The sequence below is a fragment of the Mesoterricola sp. MK458 genome, assembly GCF_055384935.1.
The window spans coordinates 116,538-136,868 of sequence record NZ_AP045075.1 but is presented as its reverse complement, the minus strand read 5'-3'; the positions used below and the strand labels follow the sequence as shown (position 1 = coordinate 136,868).

General features: G+C 66.9%; 21 protein-coding genes. 14 read left to right on the top strand and 7 right to left on the bottom strand.

Annotation, left to right across the window (positions count from 1 at the left end; all coding sequences use genetic code 11):
* Nucleotide 1: 1 nt before the first annotated feature.
* Genes ACZ5LB_RS00575 through ACZ5LB_RS00565 form a run of 3 tightly spaced genes read right to left on the bottom strand, consistent with a single transcriptional unit; the run spans nt 2 to nt 3,860 of the window.
* Nucleotides 2-796, bottom strand: a complete 795-nt coding sequence (locus ACZ5LB_RS00575; RefSeq protein WP_464604221.1) for a SirB1 family protein — start codon at nt 794-796, stop codon at nt 2-4.
* A gap of 2 nt (nt 797-798) precedes the next feature.
* Nucleotides 799-1,314 (bottom strand): hypothetical protein, encoded by a 516-nt coding sequence (locus tag ACZ5LB_RS00570; RefSeq protein WP_464604220.1) that lies wholly within the window; start codon nt 1,312-1,314, stop codon nt 799-801.
* Nucleotides 1,311-3,860 carry a SpoIIE family protein phosphatase gene (locus ACZ5LB_RS00565; RefSeq protein WP_464604219.1) on the bottom strand — a complete coding sequence of 850 codons (2,550 nt, stop codon included), beginning with the start codon at nt 3,858-3,860 and terminating at the stop codon, nt 1,311-1,313. The genes ACZ5LB_RS00570 and ACZ5LB_RS00565 overlap by 4 nt, the downstream gene beginning before the upstream one ends.
* 14 nt (nt 3,861-3,874) lie before the next feature.
* On the opposite strand from ACZ5LB_RS00565, the gene ACZ5LB_RS00560 reads away from it, so the two are divergent.
* From ACZ5LB_RS00560 to ACZ5LB_RS00550, 3 genes are all read left to right on the top strand, one after another.
* Complete coding sequence (locus ACZ5LB_RS00560; RefSeq protein WP_464604218.1) at nt 3,875-4,606, top strand: SDR family oxidoreductase; 732 nt, start codon at nt 3,875-3,877, stop codon at nt 4,604-4,606.
* The gene (locus ACZ5LB_RS00555) at nt 4,606-5,292 is read left to right on the top strand and encodes a radical SAM protein (RefSeq protein WP_464604217.1); all 687 of its coding nucleotides are present in this window, start codon (nt 4,606-4,608) and stop codon (nt 5,290-5,292) included. Before ACZ5LB_RS00560 ends, ACZ5LB_RS00555 begins: the two co-directional genes overlap by 1 nt.
* Nucleotides 5,293-6,252: 960 nt before the next feature.
* Nucleotides 6,253-7,443: a hypothetical protein gene (locus ACZ5LB_RS00550; RefSeq protein WP_464604216.1), complete on the top strand. Its 1,191-nt coding sequence runs from the start codon at nt 6,253-6,255 to the stop codon at nt 7,441-7,443.
* Between the two features lie 3 nt (nt 7,444-7,446).
* Here the strand turns inward: ACZ5LB_RS00550 and ACZ5LB_RS00545 are convergent, their stop codons facing one another.
* Complete coding sequence (locus tag ACZ5LB_RS00545; RefSeq protein WP_464604215.1) at nt 7,447-7,974, bottom strand: hypothetical protein; 528 nt, start codon at nt 7,972-7,974, stop codon at nt 7,447-7,449.
* A gap of 73 nt (nt 7,975-8,047) precedes the next feature.
* Between ACZ5LB_RS00545 and ACZ5LB_RS00540 the strand changes: the two genes are divergently transcribed.
* Nucleotides 8,048-8,494, top strand: coding sequence for a hypothetical protein (locus ACZ5LB_RS00540; RefSeq protein WP_464604214.1), 447 nt, complete (start codon nt 8,048-8,050; stop codon nt 8,492-8,494).
* Between the two features lie 46 nt (nt 8,495-8,540).
* Here ACZ5LB_RS00540 and ACZ5LB_RS00535 read toward each other — a convergent pair whose 3' ends face one another.
* On the bottom strand, nt 8,541-9,392 hold the full coding sequence (locus ACZ5LB_RS00535) for a DUF2911 domain-containing protein (RefSeq protein WP_464604213.1): 852 nt from the start codon (nt 9,390-9,392) through the stop codon (nt 8,541-8,543).
* A 64-nt stretch (nt 9,393-9,456) separates the two neighbouring features.
* Here ACZ5LB_RS00535 and ACZ5LB_RS00530 point away from each other — a divergent pair, with 64 nt between their 5' ends.
* The gene (locus ACZ5LB_RS00530; protein ID WP_464604212.1) at nt 9,457-10,053 is read left to right on the top strand and encodes a protein-L-isoaspartate(D-aspartate) O-methyltransferase; all 597 of its coding nucleotides are present in this window, start codon (nt 9,457-9,459) and stop codon (nt 10,051-10,053) included.
* Nucleotide 10,054: 1 nt separating this feature from the next.
* Here ACZ5LB_RS00530 and ACZ5LB_RS00525 read toward each other — a convergent pair whose 3' ends face one another.
* Together ACZ5LB_RS00525 and lipA are read right to left on the bottom strand one after the other, a co-directional pair.
* The gene (locus ACZ5LB_RS00525; RefSeq protein ID WP_464604211.1) at nt 10,055-10,993 is read right to left on the bottom strand and encodes a D-2-hydroxyacid dehydrogenase; all 939 of its coding nucleotides are present in this window, start codon (nt 10,991-10,993) and stop codon (nt 10,055-10,057) included.
* A 2-nt stretch (nt 10,994-10,995) separates the two neighbouring features.
* Nucleotides 10,996-11,880, bottom strand: coding sequence for a lipoyl synthase (lipA, locus tag ACZ5LB_RS00520; protein WP_464604210.1), 885 nt, complete (start codon nt 11,878-11,880; stop codon nt 10,996-10,998).
* Between the two features lie 68 nt (nt 11,881-11,948).
* Here lipA and ACZ5LB_RS00515 point away from each other — a divergent pair, with 68 nt between their 5' ends.
* The 9 genes from ACZ5LB_RS00515 (at nt 11,949) to ACZ5LB_RS00475 (ending at nt 20,265) form a co-directional block, all read left to right on the top strand.
* Entirely contained in the window at nt 11,949-12,713 is a 765-nt protein-coding gene (locus ACZ5LB_RS00515) for a segregation and condensation protein A (protein ID WP_464604209.1), read from the top strand.
* A gap of 3 nt (nt 12,714-12,716) precedes the next feature.
* A complete protein-coding gene (locus ACZ5LB_RS00510; RefSeq protein ID WP_464604208.1) occupies nt 12,717-13,178 on the top strand; it encodes a hypothetical protein in 462 nt (153 codons plus the stop codon).
* Nucleotides 13,175-13,714, top strand: a complete 540-nt coding sequence (locus tag ACZ5LB_RS00505; protein ID WP_464604207.1) for a hypothetical protein — start codon at nt 13,175-13,177, stop codon at nt 13,712-13,714. The genes ACZ5LB_RS00510 and ACZ5LB_RS00505 overlap by 4 nt, the downstream gene beginning before the upstream one ends.
* A complete protein-coding gene (locus tag ACZ5LB_RS00500) occupies nt 13,711-15,207 on the top strand; it encodes a PAS domain-containing sensor histidine kinase (protein WP_464604206.1) in 1,497 nt (498 codons plus the stop codon). Before ACZ5LB_RS00505 ends, ACZ5LB_RS00500 begins: the two co-directional genes overlap by 4 nt.
* Nucleotides 15,200-16,549 (top strand): sigma-54-dependent transcriptional regulator, encoded by a 1,350-nt coding sequence (locus ACZ5LB_RS00495; RefSeq protein WP_464604205.1) that lies wholly within the window; start codon nt 15,200-15,202, stop codon nt 16,547-16,549. The genes ACZ5LB_RS00500 and ACZ5LB_RS00495 overlap by 8 nt, the downstream gene beginning before the upstream one ends.
* Before the next feature lie 429 nt (nt 16,550-16,978).
* Nucleotides 16,979-17,923: a hypothetical protein gene (locus ACZ5LB_RS00490; protein WP_464604204.1), complete on the top strand. Its 945-nt coding sequence runs from the start codon at nt 16,979-16,981 to the stop codon at nt 17,921-17,923.
* Nucleotides 17,924-17,957: 34 nt separating this feature from the next.
* Nucleotides 17,958-18,728, top strand: a complete 771-nt coding sequence (locus ACZ5LB_RS00485; RefSeq protein WP_464604203.1) for a hypothetical protein — start codon at nt 17,958-17,960, stop codon at nt 18,726-18,728.
* Nucleotides 18,729-18,770: 42 nt separating this feature from the next.
* Entirely contained in the window at nt 18,771-19,544 is a 774-nt protein-coding gene (locus ACZ5LB_RS00480; RefSeq protein ID WP_464604202.1) for an inorganic diphosphatase, read from the top strand.
* A gap of 67 nt (nt 19,545-19,611) precedes the next feature.
* A complete protein-coding gene (locus ACZ5LB_RS00475; protein ID WP_464604201.1) occupies nt 19,612-20,265 on the top strand; it encodes an adenylate kinase in 654 nt (217 codons plus the stop codon).
* Nucleotides 20,266-20,331: the final 66 nt, after the last annotated feature.

The following is a 20,331-nucleotide window of genomic DNA, read 5'->3' as shown; positions in this document are numbered from 1 at the left end:
CCTAGTCCCTTTGCAGTTTTTCCAGCCACTGGACCAGCTCGGGGTCCCCTTCGGGGCTCAGCCGGATGGCCTCCTGGAGATCGAGCATACCCTGGGAGGTCTCGCCCCGCTTGAACCGCACGAAGGCGCGGTCCCGGTACGACCCGCTCTCCCCGGGGTTCAGCAGCACCAGGTGCGTGGCGGTCCAGATGGCCTCGTCCCAGTTGCCGGTGCGCGCGAAGCGCACGTGGAGGTTGCGCACCAGGCGCCCCAGGATGGCCCGGTTGGCCACGGGGGCCAGCATGGAGGGGTGGAAGACCGCGCGGCCCCCGGTGGACTGCTCCACCAGCCAGGCCGCATCCTCCTCGCCCACGGCGCGGCCCCCGTTGAAGGCGTCGAAGTAGAGGGTGCCCATGTCCAGCTGGATCCCGGAGATGAAGTGCCCCGGCAGCCCCACCCCGATGGCCCGGAAGCCCAGGCGCCGCGCCACCTCCATCCAGAGGATGGAGAGGGTGATGGGCATGCCCCGCTTGCGCTCCAGCACCTTGGGGAGCAGGGCGTTGGCGGGGTCGTCGTACGTCTCCCGGTCGCCCTGCAGGCCCACCTGCTGGAACAGGTACGTGTTGAGGGCGTCGATTCCCCCGTGGATCGTCCAGGGCAGCGGCATGTGCCCGGCCAGGGCGTCCGCCCAGGCCTCCACCGTGCTCACCACCGGGGCGGCGTCCTCCTCCCCCAGCATGGGCCCCACGGCCAGGACGGCGCCCTCCAGGAGCCGGACGCAATCCGGATCCGCCTGAAGGAATTCATGCAGGGACATGGCTACCGGTTCCTCAGCCAGGCGCGCACCACCAGGGCCAGCAGCGCCACCACCGCGCCGCCCCACAGTAGGGGCCGCCACCGGTTCCCCGCGGCCTCGAGGCGCTTCTTCTCTTCGGCCTTGCGGTAGTTCTCGGCGATGGAGAGCTTGCTCTGGGCCTCCCGGGCCTTCTCCACGGCCTCGCGCTCGCTCTTGCGCTGATCCGCCATCTCCTTGCGCACGCCCTGGTCCCCGTCCTGCTCCTGGAGCCGCACCCGCTGGAGACCGCGCCGGGGGTGGATCCGGCGGGAGGAGGGCCGCAGCATCCCCTCGTCCGCGCCCGGGTCGAAATTCCCCTGGAAGCTGTCCAGGCTCTCGGTGAGGTCCTGGATGTCCTCGCGCAGACCCATGAGGGACCCGTGCTGGCGCTCCAGCATGCTGCCCTGCATCCAGAGGAGGCCCACCTGGAGGAGCAGGAGCGAGGCGATGGCGACGAGGAGCCAGGAGGGCTGGGGCTTGGGATTGGGTTCGGTGGTCATGCGGGTTCCCTGGATAGGATGAAGAGGGTCCGGTCATCCCGGTTCTGGGACTCGAAGGCCGTGACGTCGTGGAAGACCGCCTCGCAGGCCGCCCTGACCGACCCGGTGCCCCAGATGCGCTGCACCTGCTCCTTGAAACGGCCCAGGCCGTAGAGCTCGCCGCGCTTGTTCATGGCCTCGGTGAGGCCGTCGCTGTACATCACCAGCCACTGCCGCTGGGACAGCTGGCCCTCGATCACGCTCCAGTTGCCCGGGGCGAAGGGCCGCAGGCCCAGGCCCCGGCCGCAGGACTCGATCTCCCGCGCCTCGGCCGGGGTGGACCCCTCGATGAGGAGCACGGGCGGATGCCCGGCCCGGGCGATGCGGTAGCGGCCCTCGGCATCCCACTCCAGGATGGACAGGGTCAGGAAGTCGCGCGGGCCCATGAGGCTGCGCATGGTGCGGTCCAGGGCGGGAAGGATGGCCTCGAAGCTCATGCCCTCCTGCTGGGCCGCCATCTTCAGGAGCGCCGTGGCCTGGCTCATGTAGAGGGCCGCGGCCAGCCCCTTGCCGCTGACGTCGCCCACCGCCGCCATCCAGCAGCCCGAGGGCCGCCGGCCAACCCACAGCAGGTCCCCGCCGGTCTCCAGGGCCGGGGAAAGGCGCAGCGCGGCCTGGAACCCCGGCATGGGCGGGGCCTCCGAGGTGATCAGGCTCTCCTGGATGAGGCGCGCGGTGTTGAGCTCCTGCTCGATGCGGCCCTGGTCCAGCATGCGGCGGTGCAGCACGGCGGTCTCCAGCAGCGCGCCCGCGGCCAGCGCCACCTCCCGCAGGAGCTCCCGGTCATCGCGGCCGTAGTTCAGCTCGGCGTATTTCCCGCCCAGCAGCAGGGCCGCGTGCGGCTCGTCGTTCACCAGGATGAGGGTGAGCACCTGCACTTCCAGGGCGTCCACGTGGGCCCTGAGCGCATCGCCCTGCTCCCGGATCCAGTCCGCCTCGTCCGAACCCAGGCCCAGTACCAGCTCCCGGTTCTCCCGGGCGTGGCGCACCAGGCCCAGGGGCAGCTCCAGGCGCCTCGGCCTGGCCAGTTCCTCAGCGAAGGGCTCGTCGGGATCCGGATCCTCCAGGGCGGGCAGCAGCACCCGGCGCTTGTCCACGGGCAGCAGCAGGAGGACGTGGGGCTGGTAGGCCTCGCGCACCGATTCCACCAGGCCCGCCAGGAGCGCCTCCTCGGAGAACCGCTTCTTGGTCTCGCGCAGGTTGCCCAGGATCACCTCCCGGGTCGTGTTCAGGTCGCGCCGGAACCGCCGGCGCAGGGTGAGCAGGAGCCAGCGCAGGAGCCATCCGATGGGCAGCGCCGAGATGCCCACCAGCACCCCCACCCAGGCCGAGGGGATCACCTGGATTCCCTGGGCGAAGACCCAGGCCAGGCCCCCCAGGTAGACGGCCAGGGTCAGGCCCAGGACAGTGAAGTAGGTCACCCACCGCAGGATCGCCCGGCGCACGTCGAAGAACCCGTGGCGGAAGATGGCGTAGGCGAAGGACAGCGGCAGGAGCGGCAGGGGCAGGAAGAACACCCAGCTCTCGCGGATGAAGACCAGGCTCTGCGCCTCGGTCCGCCGCAGCAGGGAGTACGCCAGGAGGTCGGCGATGATGGCGGTGGTGAAGATCAGGGCCGGAAGCAGGGCCCGGCGCTTGCGCCCCGGCATCCGGAAGGTGCCGATCCAGAAGATGACGAGGCCCGCCACGGCCACCGTGGGCGGGATCCAGCCCACGATCCTGCCCAGGACGCTGCCGTCCATGAAGCGGAAGGCCTCCTGGAACAGCTCGGACTTGTCGAAGGTCCGCAGGAGGACCCGCACCGCGAACAGGGCCCCGCCGCCCAGGGAGAACCCGTACAGCGCCGCCAGGAAGTGGCGGTTGGTGCGCAGGGGGAACGGATGGGGGAAGCGCAGGAAGAAATGGAGCCAGAGCGGCGGCGCCAGGCCGATGCCCAGGGCCGCGGCGAAGATCAGGGGCACCAGGTAGCCCGTGGCCACGCTGTCCACCCCCAGCCCCACGGAGACCGTCAGCAGCAGCGACACCACGCCCATGTAGTAGAAGTGCCGCGCGATCTTCCGGGACGGGGAGGAGATGACCACCAGGAGCCCCACGCCCCAGGCCGCCAGACCCGACACGAGGACGATGAGGCCGGTGCGGTCGAATCCCTTCACGAGGCGCACCGGAAGGCGCAGGATCTTGCCTTCCCGCAGGATGGTGTAGATGAGGATCCGGCCTTCGGGCTGGTCGTTGATGTAGCGCTGGGCCGTGGTCAGGTGCCGGGCGTCCACCTTGCGGCCGTGGATGCTGAGCAGTTCGTCCCCGTCCAGGAGCCCGGCCTCCTCCGCCACGCCGTTGGGAAGGATCTCGGCGATGACCACGCGCTTGCCCATGGCCTTCCAGGTGCACTGGTCATCCGAGGAGGCGTAGACCCAGTTGCTGAGATAGAAGGAGCCCAGGGCCACCAGCAGCGCGAAGATGCTGGTGAGGATCAGTTTCCATCGGATGGCTCGGAGGCTGTCGGACAAGGTAACCTTAGGACATGGACAATGGCGCGTGGGAGGACCGGACCTGGTGGCTGCTCGTGGGCGGCCGGAGGAGGCTGGGCCGCAAGCTCGCGCAGGCACTGGCGAAGGGACACAACCTGATTCTGACCTCCTCCCGATCCTGGGATCAGGAGGGGGCCTGGATCGCTGAACTTTCCAAACAGACTCAAGTAAGGTGCTTGCTTTGGGATGCCGCAAGTCCTGATCTTGTCCCCACGATGATGGCAGATCTGGCGGCTCTGGGGGCGGAAGGCGTGAAGGTAAATTCCTGCGTCATGGTGGCGGGGACGTTCCCGGAGAGCCCCCTGGGCTCCTGGACCGCGGCCAGCCTGGAGGACACCTGGCGGATGAACCTGAGCTTCCCCCTCCTCGCGGCCCAGCAGGTGGCGCCCCACATGGCCGACGGGGGGTGCATCCAGTTCCTGCTGGACACGGCCATCCACCGGCCCTTCTCCCGGCGCCTGCCCTACTCCGCCGCCAAGTGCGGCGTGGCGGCCCTGGTGCCCGGCCTGGCCCGGGTCCTGGCCCCCCGCGTGCGGGTGGTGGGCCATGCCCTGGGCACCGTGCTGCCCGATGCCGGCGAGGACACCGCGGCCCTGGCGTCGCGCAGCCTTCTGCGTGCCGTGGGCGCGCCGGAGGACCTCCTGAGGGCCCTGCGCTACGCCGCCTCGAGCCCCTACCTCACCGGTGAGATCCTCACCCTGGACGGGGGCACCCGCTGGGTATGATGGAGGCAGGAGTAACGGTGCGCTTCAAGGTAAATGAAATATTTAATTCCATTCAGGGCGAAGGGTCCCGGGCCGGCCGGCCCTGCCTCTTCATCCGGCTCACGGGCTGCCCCCTGCGCTGCGTGTACTGCGACACCACCTACGCCTTCTTCGAGGGCGAGTTCATGGAGCTGGAAGCCATCCTCGCCCGGGTGCGGGAGGTCCTCGGCCCTCCCCTGAAGGGCCCCAACGCCCCCTTCGTGGAACTCACCGGCGGCGAGCCCCTGGCCCATCCGGGCGCCCCCGCCCTGCTGGAGGCCCTCCTGGACCTGGGCTACGAAGTGGCCCTGGAGACCGCCGGCAGCCACGACATCCGCATCGTCGACGAGCGGGTGGTGAAGATCGTGGACCGCAAGACCCCCGGCAGCGGCGAGGTGGACCGCTGGCTGGATTCCAACCTGGACCACCTGGTGCCCGGCCAGGATGAGCTGAAGTTCGTGCTGGCCGGGCAGGAGGACTACGCCTGGGCCCGCGCCTGGTGCCGGGAGAAGGGCGTGCTGGACCGCTTCGACGTGCTCTTCAGCCCCGTATGGGGAAAGCTCGACCCGGCTTGGCTCGCCGAGCGCATCGTGGAGGACGGCCTGCCGGTGCGCTTCCAGCTCCAGTTGCACAAGCTCGTGTGGGGCGCCGAGACGCGCGGCGTCTAGTGTAGGCCACCTTCCCTCTGGGTTCCGCGTCAGCGCCGATGGAGGCCCTGTCGGTGATTCCCATTTCCATCCCATCCATCCTGTTCATCCGATCCACCCCAGTTCCAGCAGGGCCAGACGATGAGATGGGGCGTTGCGCAGGCAATCAGCAGGACCCCGACCCATCCCGGCTCTGGCCTCCCTGAAACGGGAAGGGCCTGGGTGAAAAGAATGCAAGGGATATGGCGTCGGACTCTGATCACTCCGGGCTGAGTCGCCAGCCTGTCGTTTTGCAGAATTGTTATCGATTGGCTTTGGTTGTGATAGCCGAGGTGGGTCAGGAATTTGAATCGGAATCCCGAGCGGCGACGCAGTGGTGGCCAACCTGGCAGGCCTATGCCTCTCCAAGAACGTTTTCCAGGCGGACCGGACACCGGGGGGACACGTCCCGTGACCGTAAACACTGGAATAAATAACATTCTCATCGATTAAAAGCGAATTGACACAACCTTCGGCCCTGGCTATGCTTTCCGAGCACTAACCATCATGGAGAAATTAATGACACATTTAAGGTTGCTAGTTATAACAATTATTGGAATTGGACTTTCTGGAGACTTTTCTGCATGCGCTAATATTCCAACGGGCAGTGGCCCCGAAGTCAAAGAAAGCCCATTTGAGGGACAGGACGATGGCACGTTTGGCGGTGGCGGTAATTGTACTCCCGATCAACCCGCGTGCACCCATGCTTGCACCCACCATAGCCCTGGGGTTTCAGGCTGTGGCGGAATGAATCCATGCAGTCTTCATCAACGAGCGGACACTTATGAAAGAACTGGGAACTGGATGGTCAGAACCAGCTATTACAGGGGAGGAACCGTAACAGACAATAACCAAAACAGCTATTGGTGTTGCAGGACGAGCATCCAGTTTTGTGAACACCAGGCCTGGAAAGAATGCAAATGACCCACCAGGAGCTATAAAATGAAAGTTCTTTATTTTTTATATTTCTGTTATTTTTTTGCACCGTTTTCGAGCCTCATAGGGTCAGCCAGTGGTCCAGATGCTGCTTCGAGGATCAACGCTTGTCCGACTGTAAAGATGAAAGCATTTGATTATTCAACGGTTCGCTTCACAAGTCACCCGATCGGGATCGGCGATGCCCGGGTTCAGTTTTCAAACTACAAATCCACCTGTTATGCGTTTGGAGATAAAATTTACACAATTTCAAATTCAAAAAATGAAATACTGGAAAGACCGATAGAGATTCCCGAAAGACGAGCCTGGGATGATCGCCACCAGCTTAAATTTCGTTTCGGGTATTGGTATTTCAGGATTAAAGACCATATTTTCAAAATCAACCCAGAGACAAAGAAATCCGAGTTGTTTTTTGCGCCCAAGCGAAATTTTTCACAATTTGAGATTTCTCCAACGGGCAAAATTTTATTAATCTGTTCGGGTCTTCCTCAAACAGCGGTAAACAATTGGGCGTATGCCGAACCGTTTGATTACTACATAGATAGCACATTAAAATTCATTTCTATTTTTGACCATGCTTCGATTGAACCGGAAAAGGAGATTGAAATTCCCAATCCAGTAAGGGATACCATTGAAGTGGTGGGTCACATCGCTGGACCGAGCGATTCCTTCTGGGTTTCGGACACCTTGGTCATTCATTCATGTGATTTGGGTAGAATATGGTGTTTTGATTTCTCTAATTCAAAATTGAACGAGCTTCCTCCATTTTGGGCATCGCTCGATACCAAATTTGTTCAAGAAAACATTAAATTGGCCAGAATTGCCAATTCAATCAGGAAAACCATCTATATTCCTCGGGATACCTTCCCAACAAGATTTGTATTCTTCCCTGTCGACTTCGATACGGTATATCTGATTGCGAAATGGGATAAGATAACAGATTCCCTAATTAATGATTATCTAGAAAAAGGCAAATCATCACCCATCTGCGGCGGCATGACAAAGCTGGAAACCAGAAATGATCAGCTAAAATTCTATCGAATCGATTTGTCCAAGATGAAAATCGAACTGCTGGAAGATCAGGACTATTTGCGAGAACAATTGAAACGCTTCAAGGGGCATTACCTCCTGGATTTCGACTCAACCCCCATTCCATGGCCGATCTATTCGCCACCCCCCCCTGTTGGCCCCCGCTGAAGCTCACTCGCCCCCCGCCCCTCCCCCGACCTGCGTCGCCGCCAACCAGAAGACCGCCGCGGCGGCCACCGAGAGCCCGAACACCGTGTACGCGAGGTTCGTCCCCTGCCACAGCGCCGCGAATCCGTTGCGCACCTGGCTGGCCAGGAGGTTGGCCTTGCCGCCCACCATCTCCAGCTGACGCAGGTAGGCCTTGGAGTTCTCGTCCTCCAGGGCGAAGGGCGACACGGCGTTCACCGCGGACCGGTGGATGGCCAGGGCGGCCAGGGCCCCCGCGGCGAGGATCGAACCGGCCACGGCGCGGATCCGGTCCATGCGCGGCCCCCGCGCATCCCGGAAGAGGCCGGGCCGGGGGGGCTCCTCGGCGAAGGCTTCCGCCAGGAAGCCCTCGGGCACCTCGCGGCCCCGGGCCCGGAGCTCCGCCACGGCGGCTTCCAGGGCCCGGCGCTTGTACTTCCGGTGGTGGTCGAGGAGATCCTGGAGCTGGGCGTCGGAAAGCGCGGGGATCCGGGAAAGGAACGAGTCGGACATGGGTTCCATGGTATTTGCCCGGACGCGCCTCCGGGGAGTATATTCAGGCGTTTCCCATGCATGAGGTGCCGGTATGCTCGCCTTCGCCCTGGCTGCAACCCTGTTCTCGGCGGGCGCCGAGGAACCGGTCAATCCCATCGCCCCGGTCCCCGCCCAGGCGCTGCGGTCCACCTCGGCCATCAAAGGCAAGCTCACCACGTCCGCCGACTTCCGGGCCCGCGGCAAGAGCGTCACCCTGGGCCAGAACATCTACGGCGTCAAGCTCCGCCCCCAGCAGAGTCTCATGGCCGAAATCCGCGGCGAGCGCGCCAGCCTGTTCCTGATCACCTTCACCGACAAGGTGCAGAAGCCCATTGACCGGCAGGTCACCCGGGTCGGCGGCAAGGTCATCCTCTTCAACCGCAAGAAGGAGAACCTGGATTTCGTGGTGGTGGTCTCCGGCACCGAGTCCATGACCAACGAACCCTACGAACTCGTCCTCTACGAACTCGACACCGAGGCCGCCCTGGGCAAACCCTGAACTTGACCGGAGGGGACCGCGCGGTCCCCTCCGTTCCCCTTCCCTTCTACCGGGACCACGCGGCCTTGGTCTTGGCCAGGCCGTCCAGGTACTCCTGGGGCGTCTTGGCGGCGGTGGCCAGGTCGATGGCCTTCTGCAGGGTGGTCAGGGCCTCGGCCTTTCGGCCGGCCTTCTCCAGGAGCCGGGCCTTGGTTTCCAGGTTGCTGTACACCTCCTTGGCCTTCAGGGACCGGTCGATCCACTCCATCCCCTTGTCCAGGTGCACGTTGTTGTTGAGGCAGTAACGGGCGCCCTGCAGGAAGGGGACGTGCTCTCCGGCACCGGCGCCGGCCAGGGTCTTCTCCAGGTAGGCCCAGTAGAGGCCCGGGGTGTCCAGGGTCACGTCGAAGCCCACGGACACCTTCTCCCAGGCCAGCTCCACCCGGAGGGCCTCCAGGGACTTGAGGTGGATGGAATAGTTCAGGTATTCCTCGGGCTGGGCCAGGGCCACGGGCGTGGCCTCCACCCGGAGGGCGTCCTCGGAGGCCTTGTGGTCGTAGGCGCCCCACTGCTTGGCGTTCCGGTTGAAGATGAGGGTCCAGGTCTTGGGGCCGGGGATGGCGAAGAAGGCGTAGGATCCCGCCGCCAGGTCCTTGCCGTCGACCTTCACGGGGTCGCTGAACGTGATGACGGTGGCGTTGTTGGCGCCGGTGCGCCACACCTCGCCGAAGGGCACCAGGCCGCCCCAGATGGTCCGCCCCTTGACGCCGGGACGGGAGTAGTCGATCTTCACCGTGCTGCTCCCCACGGTCTGGGTGATGCTGGCGCCGGGGCTGGGCTGGTAGGGTTTCACCATCGTCTGCTGGGCCGCAAGACCCAGCGAGGCCGCGAGGGCGGCGGAAAGGATGACGGTACGCATGAGGGCTCCTGAGGAAAAGGCTCCGTCATCATACGCCCAGAATCCCGACCTGGCGCGTCAGGTAATGGTGAAAAACCAGATCGAGGCCCGGGGCGTGGACGACCCCCGGGTGCTGGAGGCCATGGCCGCCGTGCCCCGCCACCTGTTCCTGGAACCCGGCCAGGCCCCGGCCGCCTACGAGGACCACCCCCTGCCCATCGGCCGCGGCCAGACCATCTCCCAGCCCTACATCGTGGCCTTCATGGCCCAGGCCCTGGCCCTGTCGGGCACCGAGAAGGTGCTGGAGGTGGGCAGCGGCTGCGGCTACATGGCCGCGGTGCTGGCCAGGCTCTGCCGCCGGGTGCTGGGCATCGAACTGGAGGCGGACCTGGTGCGCCGGGCCCAGGCGGCCCTGGAGGACACGGGCGTCGCCAACGCCACCCTGCGCTGCGGCGACGGGAAGCTGGGGTGGAGGTCCGAGGCGCCCTTCGACGCGATCCTCCTCAGCTGCGCCGCGGACGTCATTCCCCCCGACCTGTGGGAGCAGCTGGCGGAAGGGGGCCGCATGGTGCTGCCCCTGGCGGTGCACCCCACGCACCAGGACCTGGTGATCGTGTACAAGACCGCCGCCGGCGCCGTGACGCGCAACCTGCTCCCGGTCGTGTTCGTGCCGCTGAGGTGACTCAGTAGCCCCGGGCCCGGTCCACGGCCCCCTGGATCTCCAACCCCTCCGCGAACCGCCTCAGGTTCGGCAGCAGGTCCGGCACCATGGCCCGGGGCGTGGAGGGCCCGGAGTGGTGGGGGGTGACGGTCACCTTCGGGTGGGACCACAGGGGCGATTCCGCATCCAGGGGCTCGGGGGAGAACACGTCCAGCACGGCCCGGCCCAGGCGCCCGGCGTCCAGGGCCGCGATCAGGTCCGGGACGACCACCTGTTCGCCCCGGCCCACGTTCACCAGGGTGAGGCCGGCGTGGCCGTGGGCCAGCAGGCGGGCATCCACCAGGCCCCGGGTCTCGGGGGTCAGGGGGGCGCAGAGAACCAGCAGGCGAGCCTCGGGAAGCCAGGTGGTCAGGTCCTTGGCGCCGTGGAGGGGGAATTCCGCATCCTCCCGGGGGGTCCGCACGAAACCCCGAACCTCCAGGCCCAGTTCCCGGAGGGACCGGCCGATCTGGCGCCCGATGCGGCCGAAGCCCACCACCAGGGCCGTGCGGCCGGTGAGGTCCTCGGGGATGAGCCGGGGATTCCAGGTGCGCGCGTCCTGGGCCGCCCGGCACTCGTCGGGGCGCTGGGCCCCCGCCAGAAGGTGGAAGGCCACGTAGCGGGCCATCCAGAGCCCGAACTGGCCGTCGGCGCGGGTGATGGGGACGCCGGGGGGGATGGAGGGGTCGGCCACCAGGTGATCCACCCCGGCCCCGCTGTTCTGCACCCAGGCCAGGCGCGGCATGCGCGCGGCCAGGCCCTCGGGAAGCTTCCACACGAAGAGGCCCTCGGCCTCGGCCAGCCAGGCGGCATCCCCCGCCTCCCGGGGGTGCCACCCGCGGATGTCCAGGCGGGGTTCGGCCTCCCGCAGGGCGGGGACCCAGTCCATGTGCCGGTGGTGGATGACGGCCAGTCGTCGCATGCTCATCCCTGGTAGCTGTCCTGCGCGTGGTAGCTGCTGCGCACCAGGGGGCCGCTCTCGACCCGCTGGAACCCCATCTCGAGGCCCTTGCGCCGGTACATCTCGAATTCCGCGGGTTCCACGTACCGCTCCAGGGGCAGGTGCAGGGCGGAGGGGGGCAGGTACTGGCCCAGGGTGGCGATGTCCACGGAGGCCTCGCGCCAATGGCCCATGAGCTCCAGCACCTCCTCCGGGGTCTCACCCAGGCCCACCATGATGCCGCTCTTGACCCGCAGGGCCGGGTCGGCGGCGTCGCGGCGCCGGGCGGCTCCGGCCAGCACGCGCAGGCTCTGGGCGTAGTCCGCGTCGGGGCGCACCCGCCGGTACAGGCGCTCCACGGTCTCCACGTTGTGGTTCAGGACCTGGGGCCCGGCCTCCAGCACCGTGGCCAGGCAGGCCTCGCTTCCGCCGAAATCGGGGATCAGCACCTCCACCCCGCAGGCCGGCACCAGGGTGCGGATCCAGCGGATGGTGGCGGCGAAGTGGGAGGCGCCGCCATCCGGCAGGTCATCCCGGTTCACGCTCGTCACCACCGCGAAGGCCAAACCCAATGACGCCACCGCTTCGGCCACCCGCTGGGGCTCGCCGGGGTCCACCTCGCCGGGGCGGCCCTTGCCGACGTTGCAGAAGCCGCAGTGCCGGGTGCACACGTCCCCCAGGAGCATGAAGGTGGCGGTGCGGTGAACCCCCCAGCATTCGTGCAGGTTGGGGCACCGGGCCTCCTCGCAGACCGTCACCAGACGGTTGGACCGCACCAGGGCCTCCACCTCGGCCACCACTTCAGGGGCTGGGACCTTGATTTTCAACCAGTCGGGACGGGGGCCAGGGAGAACGGGGGGACGCGCCATAGGAGTCAATCTTAGCGCACTAGGAGGCTGCAATACTTGGACAGCCTCCTAAGCTACAATGGAATGCCATGAACGAAACCCCCCGAGAGCACCCGGCCTTCGAGGCCCCGAAGGGCTTCGAAACGAAGTTCCGCGACCTGGAGCTGCACCTGGCCTCCTTCGACGGCCCCCTGGACCTGCTCCTGCACCTGATCCGGGAGCAGAAGCTGGACATCCTGGACCTGCCCATGGCCTCCGTGACCCGGCAGTACATGGACTTCCTGATGCTCATGGAGGAGCTCAACCTGGAGATCGCCGCGGAGTTCGTGGCCATGGCCGCCCACCTCCTGCAGATCAAGAGCCGCATGATGCTGCCCCGGCCCCCCGCGGACGAGGGCCTGGAGGATCCCCGCGAGGACCTGGTCCAGCGCCTCCTGGACTACCAGCAGGTGAAGGAGGCCGCCAAGGAACTCTCCAGCCGCGAGGCGGAATGGCAGAAGGTGGTCTTCGCCCCGGGGCTGGACATCCGCGACCACGCCCGCATCGAGGAGGAGCCCATCAAGGCCAACCTCTTCGACCTGCTCGCCGCGTACCGCGACGCGCTGAAGCGGCTCCTGCCGCCCCCTCCCGTGCAGGTGCGCACCCCGCCCAAGACCCTCGACCAGCGCATCGCCGAAGTCACCGCCTTCCTCATGGACGGGCGCTGGGAAGCCTTCGGCGGGCTCCTCGCCACCGCCGGCTCCCGGGAGGAGCTGGTGCTCACCTTCCTTGCCCTCCTGGAGATGGTCCGCACCGGACGGATCCTCCTGGTGCAGTCGGAAGTTTTCGGAGAAATCCGGGTCAAGGCGGCCTAGACCGTGGACAACGCACCCAGCCCCTCCCTTGCAAAGGCCTTCCGCATCGCCTACGTCATCGGCCTGTTCATCTGCGTGGGCTGGCCGCTGGTGCTGCAGCTCATGCTGGGCACCGCCATCCGCCCCGGCGGGCTCGCCCCCGCGGGGGTCGTGGAGCAGCTGGGCTACACCTTCACGGGGCTGACCTTCGCGTCGGCGTTCTTCGTGACCTGGCGCTGGGCCAAGGTGCGGCGCACCTTCGGGACCCTGGAGGAGGCGCGGCGCCCGGGCGCCGTGATCCGTGAGACGATCCTCTACGCCGCCCTTTTCGAGCTCAGCTCCTTCTACGGGCTCGTCTACTACGCGCTGGGGGGCCCTGCCGCCGAACGCTACGCCCGGTCCTTCATCGCGCTGACCACCGTGATGTTCTTCGTCTTCGTACCCCGATTCCAGGCCTGGCGGGATGCCGCCGAGGAGCGCCCATGAACGAGCAACCCGCCCACGACCCGAACGATCCCTCCCTGCCCCCGGATCCCGACGCCACGCAGGTCCTCAAGACCGGGGAGCCCAGGCTCCAGGACACCCAGCCCATGCGCATCATGCCGTCCGTTCCCGCACCGGAGGCCGCCACGACCCGGTCCCAGCGCATCGCCGATCCGCTGCCGGAAGCCCGCAGGTCCCCGGCGAGGGCCAGCCGGCCCCTGCTCTGGGTCTTCGGCCTCCTGGCGGTGGCGATCCTGGGCGGCAGCGTGGCCTACTATTTCCTGTCCGCCGGCGGCGAGGCCATGGCCCCCGCCCGCGCCCGGGGCGAGGTGCCCGCGGTCCTCCTGCCGTACCTGGAGAAGGCGTCCCAGGGCGACGCCGGCGCCATGCGCATGCTGGGGACGATGTACTACAACGGGCTGAACGTCCCCATGGACCGGAAGGAGGGGGTCAAGTGGTACCGCAAGGCCGCGGCCGCCGGCAACGTCGCGGCCCGCAAGGACCTGGAACAGCTGGGACTGGCGGCGGACGAGAAGTGACCCCTTCGGAGACGCCCCTCGACAAGCTGCTGGCGGACCAGGCCTACGACGGCCTCTTCCCCAACCTCTACGACTGGATCTACGTGGTGGGCGTCTCGGAGGGCGGGGAGCTCACCTTCGAGACCGTGAACCCGCCCCTGGGCGGGGGCTCGGGGTTCCTGCTCCCGGAGTTCACGGGCAAGACGCCCGCGCAGTGCCTGCCCCCGGAAAGCGCCGCGCTCCTGATGAACCACTTCAGCCGCGTGCTGGCCGAGGAACGGCCCCTCCTGTACGAGGAGGAGCACGTGGTGGCGGGCCGGGCCCGGAGCTTCCAGACCACGCTCACGCCGGTGCGGAACAAGTGGTCGCGCATCCACCGCATCGCGGCCGTGTCCCGGGACATCACGGCCCTCAAGGAGGCCGAGGCGGCCCTCCACGCCTCCGAGGAGCGGCTCAACCTGGCCCTGGAGGGGACCCAGCAGGGCCTCTGGGACTGGAACGTCGCCACGGGGGAGGTGTACCGCAGCCCCCGGTGGTTCTCCATGCTGGGGCTGGAGCCCACGGAGGTGGCCGCCACCATGGAAGGCGGGCTCGCCCGGATCCATCCCGAGGACCGCCTCCAGGTGGAGGGGGCCATGAACGCCCACCTGGAGGGGCGCCAGGCCACCTACCAGGTGGAATACCGCATCCTCAGCCGGTCCACGGACTGGATCTGGGTCTTCGACGCCGGGAAGGTGGTGGCCTGGGACGACCAGGGCCGCCCGGCCCGCATGACGGGCATGTGCACCGACATCACCGAGCGCCGCCGGGCCGAGGAGTCCCTGCGGGCCCTGGTGGGCGGGGTGGTGCACGAGATCCGCAATCCGGTCTACGGCATCTCCATCAACCTCGACGCCATGGAGGCCACCTTCGGCGAGGAGCCGCGGTATATGCCCTTCGTGGCCGCCCTGCGGGAGAGCGCCGAGCGCATCTCCAGCCTCATGAACGACCTCAAGGACTACGGCGAGCCCCGCACCCTCAACCCCGAGCCCTGCCTGGTCAAGGCCCTCCTGGAGGAGGCCGCGCGCAGCTGCGAGCCCCAGGCGACCCGGCACCAGTGCACCCTGGGCCTCCACCTGGGCAACCCCCACCTGGTGCTCCCCCTCAACGGCCGGCGCATGCACCAGGTCTTCCGGAACCTCATGGAGAACGCCATCCACCACTCGCCCCAGGGCGGGGAGGTGGCGGTGCGGTGCCGGCGCGACCGCCGGGAGGGCCACGAGTGGTGGATCTTCACCGTGGAGGACCAGGGGCCCGGGTTCGCGCCCGAGACCCAGGCCCGGGCCTTCGAGCCCTTCTTCACCCGGCGGAAGGGAGGGACGGGCCTGGGCCTTTCCATCGTCAAGCGCGTGGTGGAAGAGCACGGCGGTTCGGTGGAACTGGCCAACCGCTCCGGGGGTGGAGCCATCGTCACCGTCAAGCTTCCGGCCCCCCGGAAGGTCGCCACCCTCATGCAGGACCCCGACCATGACTGACCCCAGGATCCTCCTGATCGAGGATGACCCCTCCGTGCGCCATGGCATGGCCGCCTTCCTCCGCGCCAACGACCTGGAGGTGCAGGAGGCCGAGAACTGCAAGCAGGCCATGGAGCTCTACCGCAGCGGGAATCCCGACGTGGTGGTGGCCGACTACAGCCTGCCCGACGGCACCTCCCTGGACATCCTGGCCCAGGTCAAGCGCCTGAACGAGAACACCCCCTTCATCATCCTCACCGCCCACGGCTCCATCGACCTGGCGGTGCGGGCCATCAAGGAGGGCGCGGAGCAGTTCCTCACCAAGCCCGTGGAGTCCAAGGCCCTGCTCCTCATCGTGCGCCGCCTGCTCCAGCAGCAGCGGCTGCGCCACCGCCAGGAGGCCGCCAACCGCGACCGGGCCGGGATCCTGAACCCCTTCCAGGGCGAAAGCCCCGCCATCCGAAGGCTGGAGGAACAGGCCCGGCGGATGCTGGAATGGGACAGCCCCATCCTCATCCTCGGCGAGACCGGCGCCGGAAAGGGCGTCCTGGCGCGGTGGATCCACTTCAACAGCCCGCGGGCCGAGGAAGCCTTCGTGAACCTCAACTGCGCCGGCCTCACCCGGGAGCTGCTGGAGAGCGAGCTCTTCGGGCACGAGCGGGGCGCGTTCACGGGCGCCGTGGCCGCCAAGCAGGGCCTGCTGGAGGTGGGCCACCGCGGCATCGTGTTCCTGGACGAGATCGGGGACATGGACCCCGCCATCCAGCCCAAGCTCCTTAAGGCGCTGGAAGAAAAGACCTTCCGGCGCCTGGGCGACGTGCGGGACCGGGTGGTGGACATCCGCCTCATCGCCAGCACCAACCTGGCCCTGGAGGACATGGTCCGCGCCCGCACGTTCCGGGACGACCTGTACTACCGCATCAGCACCCTCACCCTGCGCATCCCGCCGCTGCGGGAGCGGCCCCAGGACATTCCCATCCTGGCCGCTACGATCCTCGAGGCCGTGTCCAGGCGCATGGGCCGGCTGCCGGTGGGCCTCAGCCCCCGGGCGGAGGCGGCCCTGGTGGCCTACCCGTGGCCCGGCAACATCCGGGAGCTGTCCAACGTCCTGGAGCGCGCCATGATCCTCCAGCGGGGCGACCAGCTGGAGGCCGCGGACCTGGGCATGCAGGACCGCCCCGCGCCGCCCCAGGAGGCACCCACGGAACTGGCCACCCTCAAGGACATGGAACGCGCCCACATCGAGCGGGTCCTCCAGCGCACCGCCGGCAACGTGGCCGAGGCCGCCCAGATCCTGGGGATGGCCCGGCGCACCCTCTACGACCGCCTGAAGGTCCTGGGTCTGAACCTCGACCGCTTCTGAGCCGGGATCGGAGGGCGGAATTTAAACAGGGATTTAATCCCTTTCCATCCCCGTTCATCCCACTTTTGCAACAGATAGAGCCCTGCTCTATCTGTTGCAAAAGTGGGATGAACGGGGATGAAAAGATAGATCTTCATCACCCGGCTTCCTGATTCAAACAGCTTGTCTCGGCGCCAGCCGAAGGGGTTGTTCCCGGTTCCCGTTTCTGGGCGGCAACGTCAGCTGCCGAATCCCGGCTGAGCGGCTCTTCGCACCCGCTTTGCGGAATTTCGCACACCCCCCCGCCCGGACGAGGGGGCGCTGGGGCATGATCCCATTTATAATCAATAGATAACCCAATGCGACAAACTGGCGCGAGGTTTGCTCCTTCCGGGGCATCCCGAAGCCTACCCCCTTGTCCAAGGAGAAACCCTTATGATCCGGAATATCGTGACAGTCCTACTGGTCGCGGGCACCGTGGCCACCGGCGGCTGGGCGGCAGCGCCCGCGAAGGCCAAGCCTCTGCACCAGCGCACCATCGAGAAATACCCCGCGCCCAAGCTGCAGAACGTGAACGGCCGCGAGGTGAAGTTCCTCCTCGACCCCGCCAAGCTCAAGGGCTCCCCCGCGGAGGTGTTCGCCACGATCTGGGAACGGGTGAAGACCGCCAGCGCCAAGCACGGCTTCAAGGTCACCGAGAAGGCCGACAACGCCCTGAAGATCGAGAAGGCCTACAAGGAGTACTTCGATACCCCGGGCCAGGACCTGTTCAAGAAGGGCTACCTGCTGCGCATCACCCAGAAGTACAAGAAGGGCGTGGCGGAAGCCACGGTGGGCGTGACCATCAAGGCCGTGAATCCCGACGCCAACATCGCCATGGCCGTGCCCCTGAAGGTCGTGGGCGTGGAGAAGGTGAAGGTCGAGGCCGAGGAGAACGCCGGTCCCGGCGCGGGCGGCATCCTGGATGGCTACATCGAGAAGGGCGCCTCCTTCAGCGTCACCCTCGACAGCCTGGGCTCCCTGACCCTGGGCGATTTCGCCAAGTACATTCCTGAATTGGCCACCCTGGGCCTCCCCGCGGGGACCCGCCTCGTGGGCACCCGGGCCTACTCCGTGCGCGTGAAGCCGGGCGCGGTCGAACTGGCCGGCACCGACGACTGCGGCTTCTCCTTCGAGGGCTGGTCCACCAAGCCCGGCGAGGCGCCCTACCTCTACGACATCTCCATGGGCTACGGCGACATCGACTTCTACGACAGCCCCGCGCTCCACGAAGCCAGCGAGCAGTTCTTCCAGCAGGTCATCGCCGGCGAGCTCGCCGACCTGGCCATGGCCCAGCCCGAGAAGTGGGGCGGTTCCAAAGTGCGCAAGCTCATGAACCGGCCCCTCACCCACTGACGTCCCTTCCACCCCTTTCAGGAGAATCCCGACGATGCGAAACCTCTCACGCAGTCTCACGCTGGGCGCCCTCGCGGCCTGCCTCGCCCTCCCCGGCCTCGCCCAGGCCGGGCCCGACAAGCTCGACGCGCTCTACGGGTACCTGTCCATGCCCGCCTACATCAAGCACTACGAAGCCGACAAGAACGGCAAGGTGCTCATCAACCCCTACCTGCAGGTGGGCACCAAGGACTACCCCGCCATCCTGGACGCCAAGAACGCCCCTTACAACTGGGTGATCGACGCCGAAGGCCGCGTGGGCATCATCCAGGAAGCCGCCCATCCCCTGGGCCGCACCTACGCCAAGGGCTTCTTCCGCCCCGAGGACCGCTCCAAGCGCAAGCCCGGCACCACCGAGAACTACGGCCACGTCTCCGCCCTCGCCGGCGGCCCCAGCCGCATCAGCGGCGAGATCAACTATGACAAGGCCACCAAGAGCTTCACCATCAACAACAAGTCCGGCCGCTACTCCAAGCACAACCCCGACCGCACCCCTGAGCAGATGGCCAACGCGGCCCGCCTGATCATGGAAGTCGTCGATCCGGGCAAGACCCCCTGGGGCCCCACCTACTACCTGCTCGAGTACGCTCCCGAGACCGTCCGCGAGGAGCTCATGAAGAGCCCCAAGCTGGCCTATGACGACGCCGCCAAGAAGAGCCGCCCCCACATCATCCTGGATGTCGCCGCGGCGCCCGCCCCCGAGGCGGACAAGCCCAAGACCAAGGCCAAGAAGGCCAAGGCCGCCCACAACGACGATCCGTCATAAGCCTCGCGCCCCACTGGCCCATCGAATAGGAGCTTGGAACATATGAAGACGCTTTTCTCCCCCCGCATCGCCCTTCCCGGGATCCTTCTCTGCCTGGCAGCGGCCATGCCGCTGCCGGCGCTGAAGCCCGCCGACGTCACCGACCAGGTCCATGTCCTCAAGGGCAAGAAGAACTTCCTCACGGGCAATGACCCGATCAACGTCGACGGCACCGTCAACTGCCTCGTGGAAATCCCCGCGGGCACCACGGCCAAGTACGAGACCGACGTCAAGACCGGCCTCATCGCCATCGAACAGAAGAACGGAGCCCCCCGGTACGTCCAGTACCTGGGCTACCCCTGCAACTACGGCGCGGTGCCCCACACCGTCCTCTCCAAGGCCAAGGGCGGCGACGGCGACCCCGTCGACGTGCTGATCCTCGGCCAGTCGGTGCCCACCGGCACCATGGTCAAGGCCCGCACCCTGGGCATCCTGGTCCTCACCGACTCGGGCGAGGTGGACAACAAGCTCGTGGTCGCCATGGAGGGTTCGCCCTTCTGGAACTGCAAGAGCATCGCCGACCTGGACGCCAAGTTCCCCGGCGTGACCTCCATCATCCAGACCTGGTTCACCTCCTACAAGGGCCGGGACAAGGAAGGCAAGCTCTTCCTGTCCTCCACCGGCTTCAAGGAGCGGGCCGAGGCGATCCGCTTCCTGGGCGACGCGGTCCTGGATTACGAGCGTTCCGTGGTCACCGACGCGGACCGGCGCCCCCTGGACAAGGACGGCAATCCCAGTCTGTACCGCTGGCCCGGGGCGAAGAACCTGGGCGAATGACACCACCCTGGGGGGGGGCGTCGCCCCCCCCTTTTTTTTTGACGCGACCATCAAGGAGGCACTAACCATGCGCATCGTACTTCTGGGTGCGCCCGGGGCCGGCAAGGGCACCGTGGCCAAACAGCTCACGGCCCAGGACGGCTCCGTGCAGATTTCCACCGGGGATCTCCTCCGGGCGGCCGTTAAGGCCGGAACGCCCCTGGGCCAGCAGGCCCAGGCCTTCATGCAGCGGGGCGACCTGGTCCCCGACCGCCTCATCATGGGCATGATGGAACAGCGCTTCCAGGAAAGGCCGGACGAGGGTTTCATCCTGGACGGCTTTCCCCGCACCATCCCCCAGGCGGTGTCGCTGGGCCTCCTCCTCAAGGGCCTGGACCGACCCCTGGAGCTGGTGGTGAACCTGGCCGTCCCCGAGGAGGTCATCCTGGACCGCCTCACGACCCGCCGCACCTGCTCGAACCCCGCCTGCAACGAGATCTACAACGTCAAGTCAAACCCGCCCGCCCCGGGCGACACCTGCCGCGTCTGCGGCAGCAAGGTCGTCCAGCGCGAGGACGAAACCCCCGAGGCCATCGGCCGCCGCCTGGAGGTCTACCGGCAGCAGACCAACCCCCTCGTGGGCCACTACGAGCGCACCGGCCTCCTGATCACCGTCACGGAACTGGACACGGCGTCCATCGTGAAGACCATCGCCGGCGCCCTGGCCGCCCAGGTGGGGTGAGCCGCCCGGTGCGCGTTCCCGCAGCGGAGTTTTGCGGAATCCCGCACGGACGCCGTACCTGGAACG

Coding starts and splice junctions, on each gene's coding strand:
- ACZ5LB_RS00475 (WP_464604201.1), top strand. CDS start 19,612: ATGCGCATCGTACTTCTGGGTGCGCCCGGGGCCGGCAAGGGCACCGTG.
- ACZ5LB_RS00530 (WP_464604212.1), top strand. CDS start 9,457: ATGGTGAAAAACCAGATCGAGGCCCGGGGCGTGGACGACCCCCGGGTG.
- ACZ5LB_RS00540 (WP_464604214.1), top strand. CDS start 8,048: ATGCTCGCCTTCGCCCTGGCTGCAACCCTGTTCTCGGCGGGCGCCGAG.
- ACZ5LB_RS00560 (WP_464604218.1), top strand. CDS start 3,875: ATGGACAATGGCGCGTGGGAGGACCGGACCTGGTGGCTGCTCGTGGGC.
- ACZ5LB_RS00505 (WP_464604207.1), top strand. CDS start 13,175: ATGAACGAGCAACCCGCCCACGACCCGAACGATCCCTCCCTGCCCCCG.
- lipA (WP_464604210.1), bottom strand. CDS start 11,880: ATGGCGCGTCCCCCCGTTCTCCCTGGCCCCCGTCCCGACTGGTTGAAA.
- ACZ5LB_RS00575 (WP_464604221.1), bottom strand. CDS start 796: ATGTCCCTGCATGAATTCCTTCAGGCGGATCCGGATTGCGTCCGGCTC.
- ACZ5LB_RS00545 (WP_464604215.1), bottom strand. CDS start 7,974: ATGTCCGACTCGTTCCTTTCCCGGATCCCCGCGCTTTCCGACGCCCAG.
- ACZ5LB_RS00480 (WP_464604202.1), top strand. CDS start 18,771: ATGAAGACGCTTTTCTCCCCCCGCATCGCCCTTCCCGGGATCCTTCTC.
- ACZ5LB_RS00570 (WP_464604220.1), bottom strand. CDS start 1,314: ATGACCACCGAACCCAATCCCAAGCCCCAGCCCTCCTGGCTCCTCGTC.
- ACZ5LB_RS00495 (WP_464604205.1), top strand. CDS start 15,200: ATGACTGACCCCAGGATCCTCCTGATCGAGGATGACCCCTCCGTGCGC.
- ACZ5LB_RS00535 (WP_464604213.1), bottom strand. CDS start 9,392: ATGCGTACCGTCATCCTTTCCGCCGCCCTCGCGGCCTCGCTGGGTCTT.
- ACZ5LB_RS00515 (WP_464604209.1), top strand. CDS start 11,949: ATGAACGAAACCCCCCGAGAGCACCCGGCCTTCGAGGCCCCGAAGGGC.
- ACZ5LB_RS00485 (WP_464604203.1), top strand. CDS start 17,958: ATGCGAAACCTCTCACGCAGTCTCACGCTGGGCGCCCTCGCGGCCTGC.
- ACZ5LB_RS00525 (WP_464604211.1), bottom strand. CDS start 10,993: ATGCGACGACTGGCCGTCATCCACCACCGGCACATGGACTGGGTCCCC.
- ACZ5LB_RS00550 (WP_464604216.1), top strand. CDS start 6,253: ATGAAAGTTCTTTATTTTTTATATTTCTGTTATTTTTTTGCACCGTTT.
- ACZ5LB_RS00555 (WP_464604217.1), top strand. CDS start 4,606: ATGGAGGCAGGAGTAACGGTGCGCTTCAAGGTAAATGAAATATTTAAT.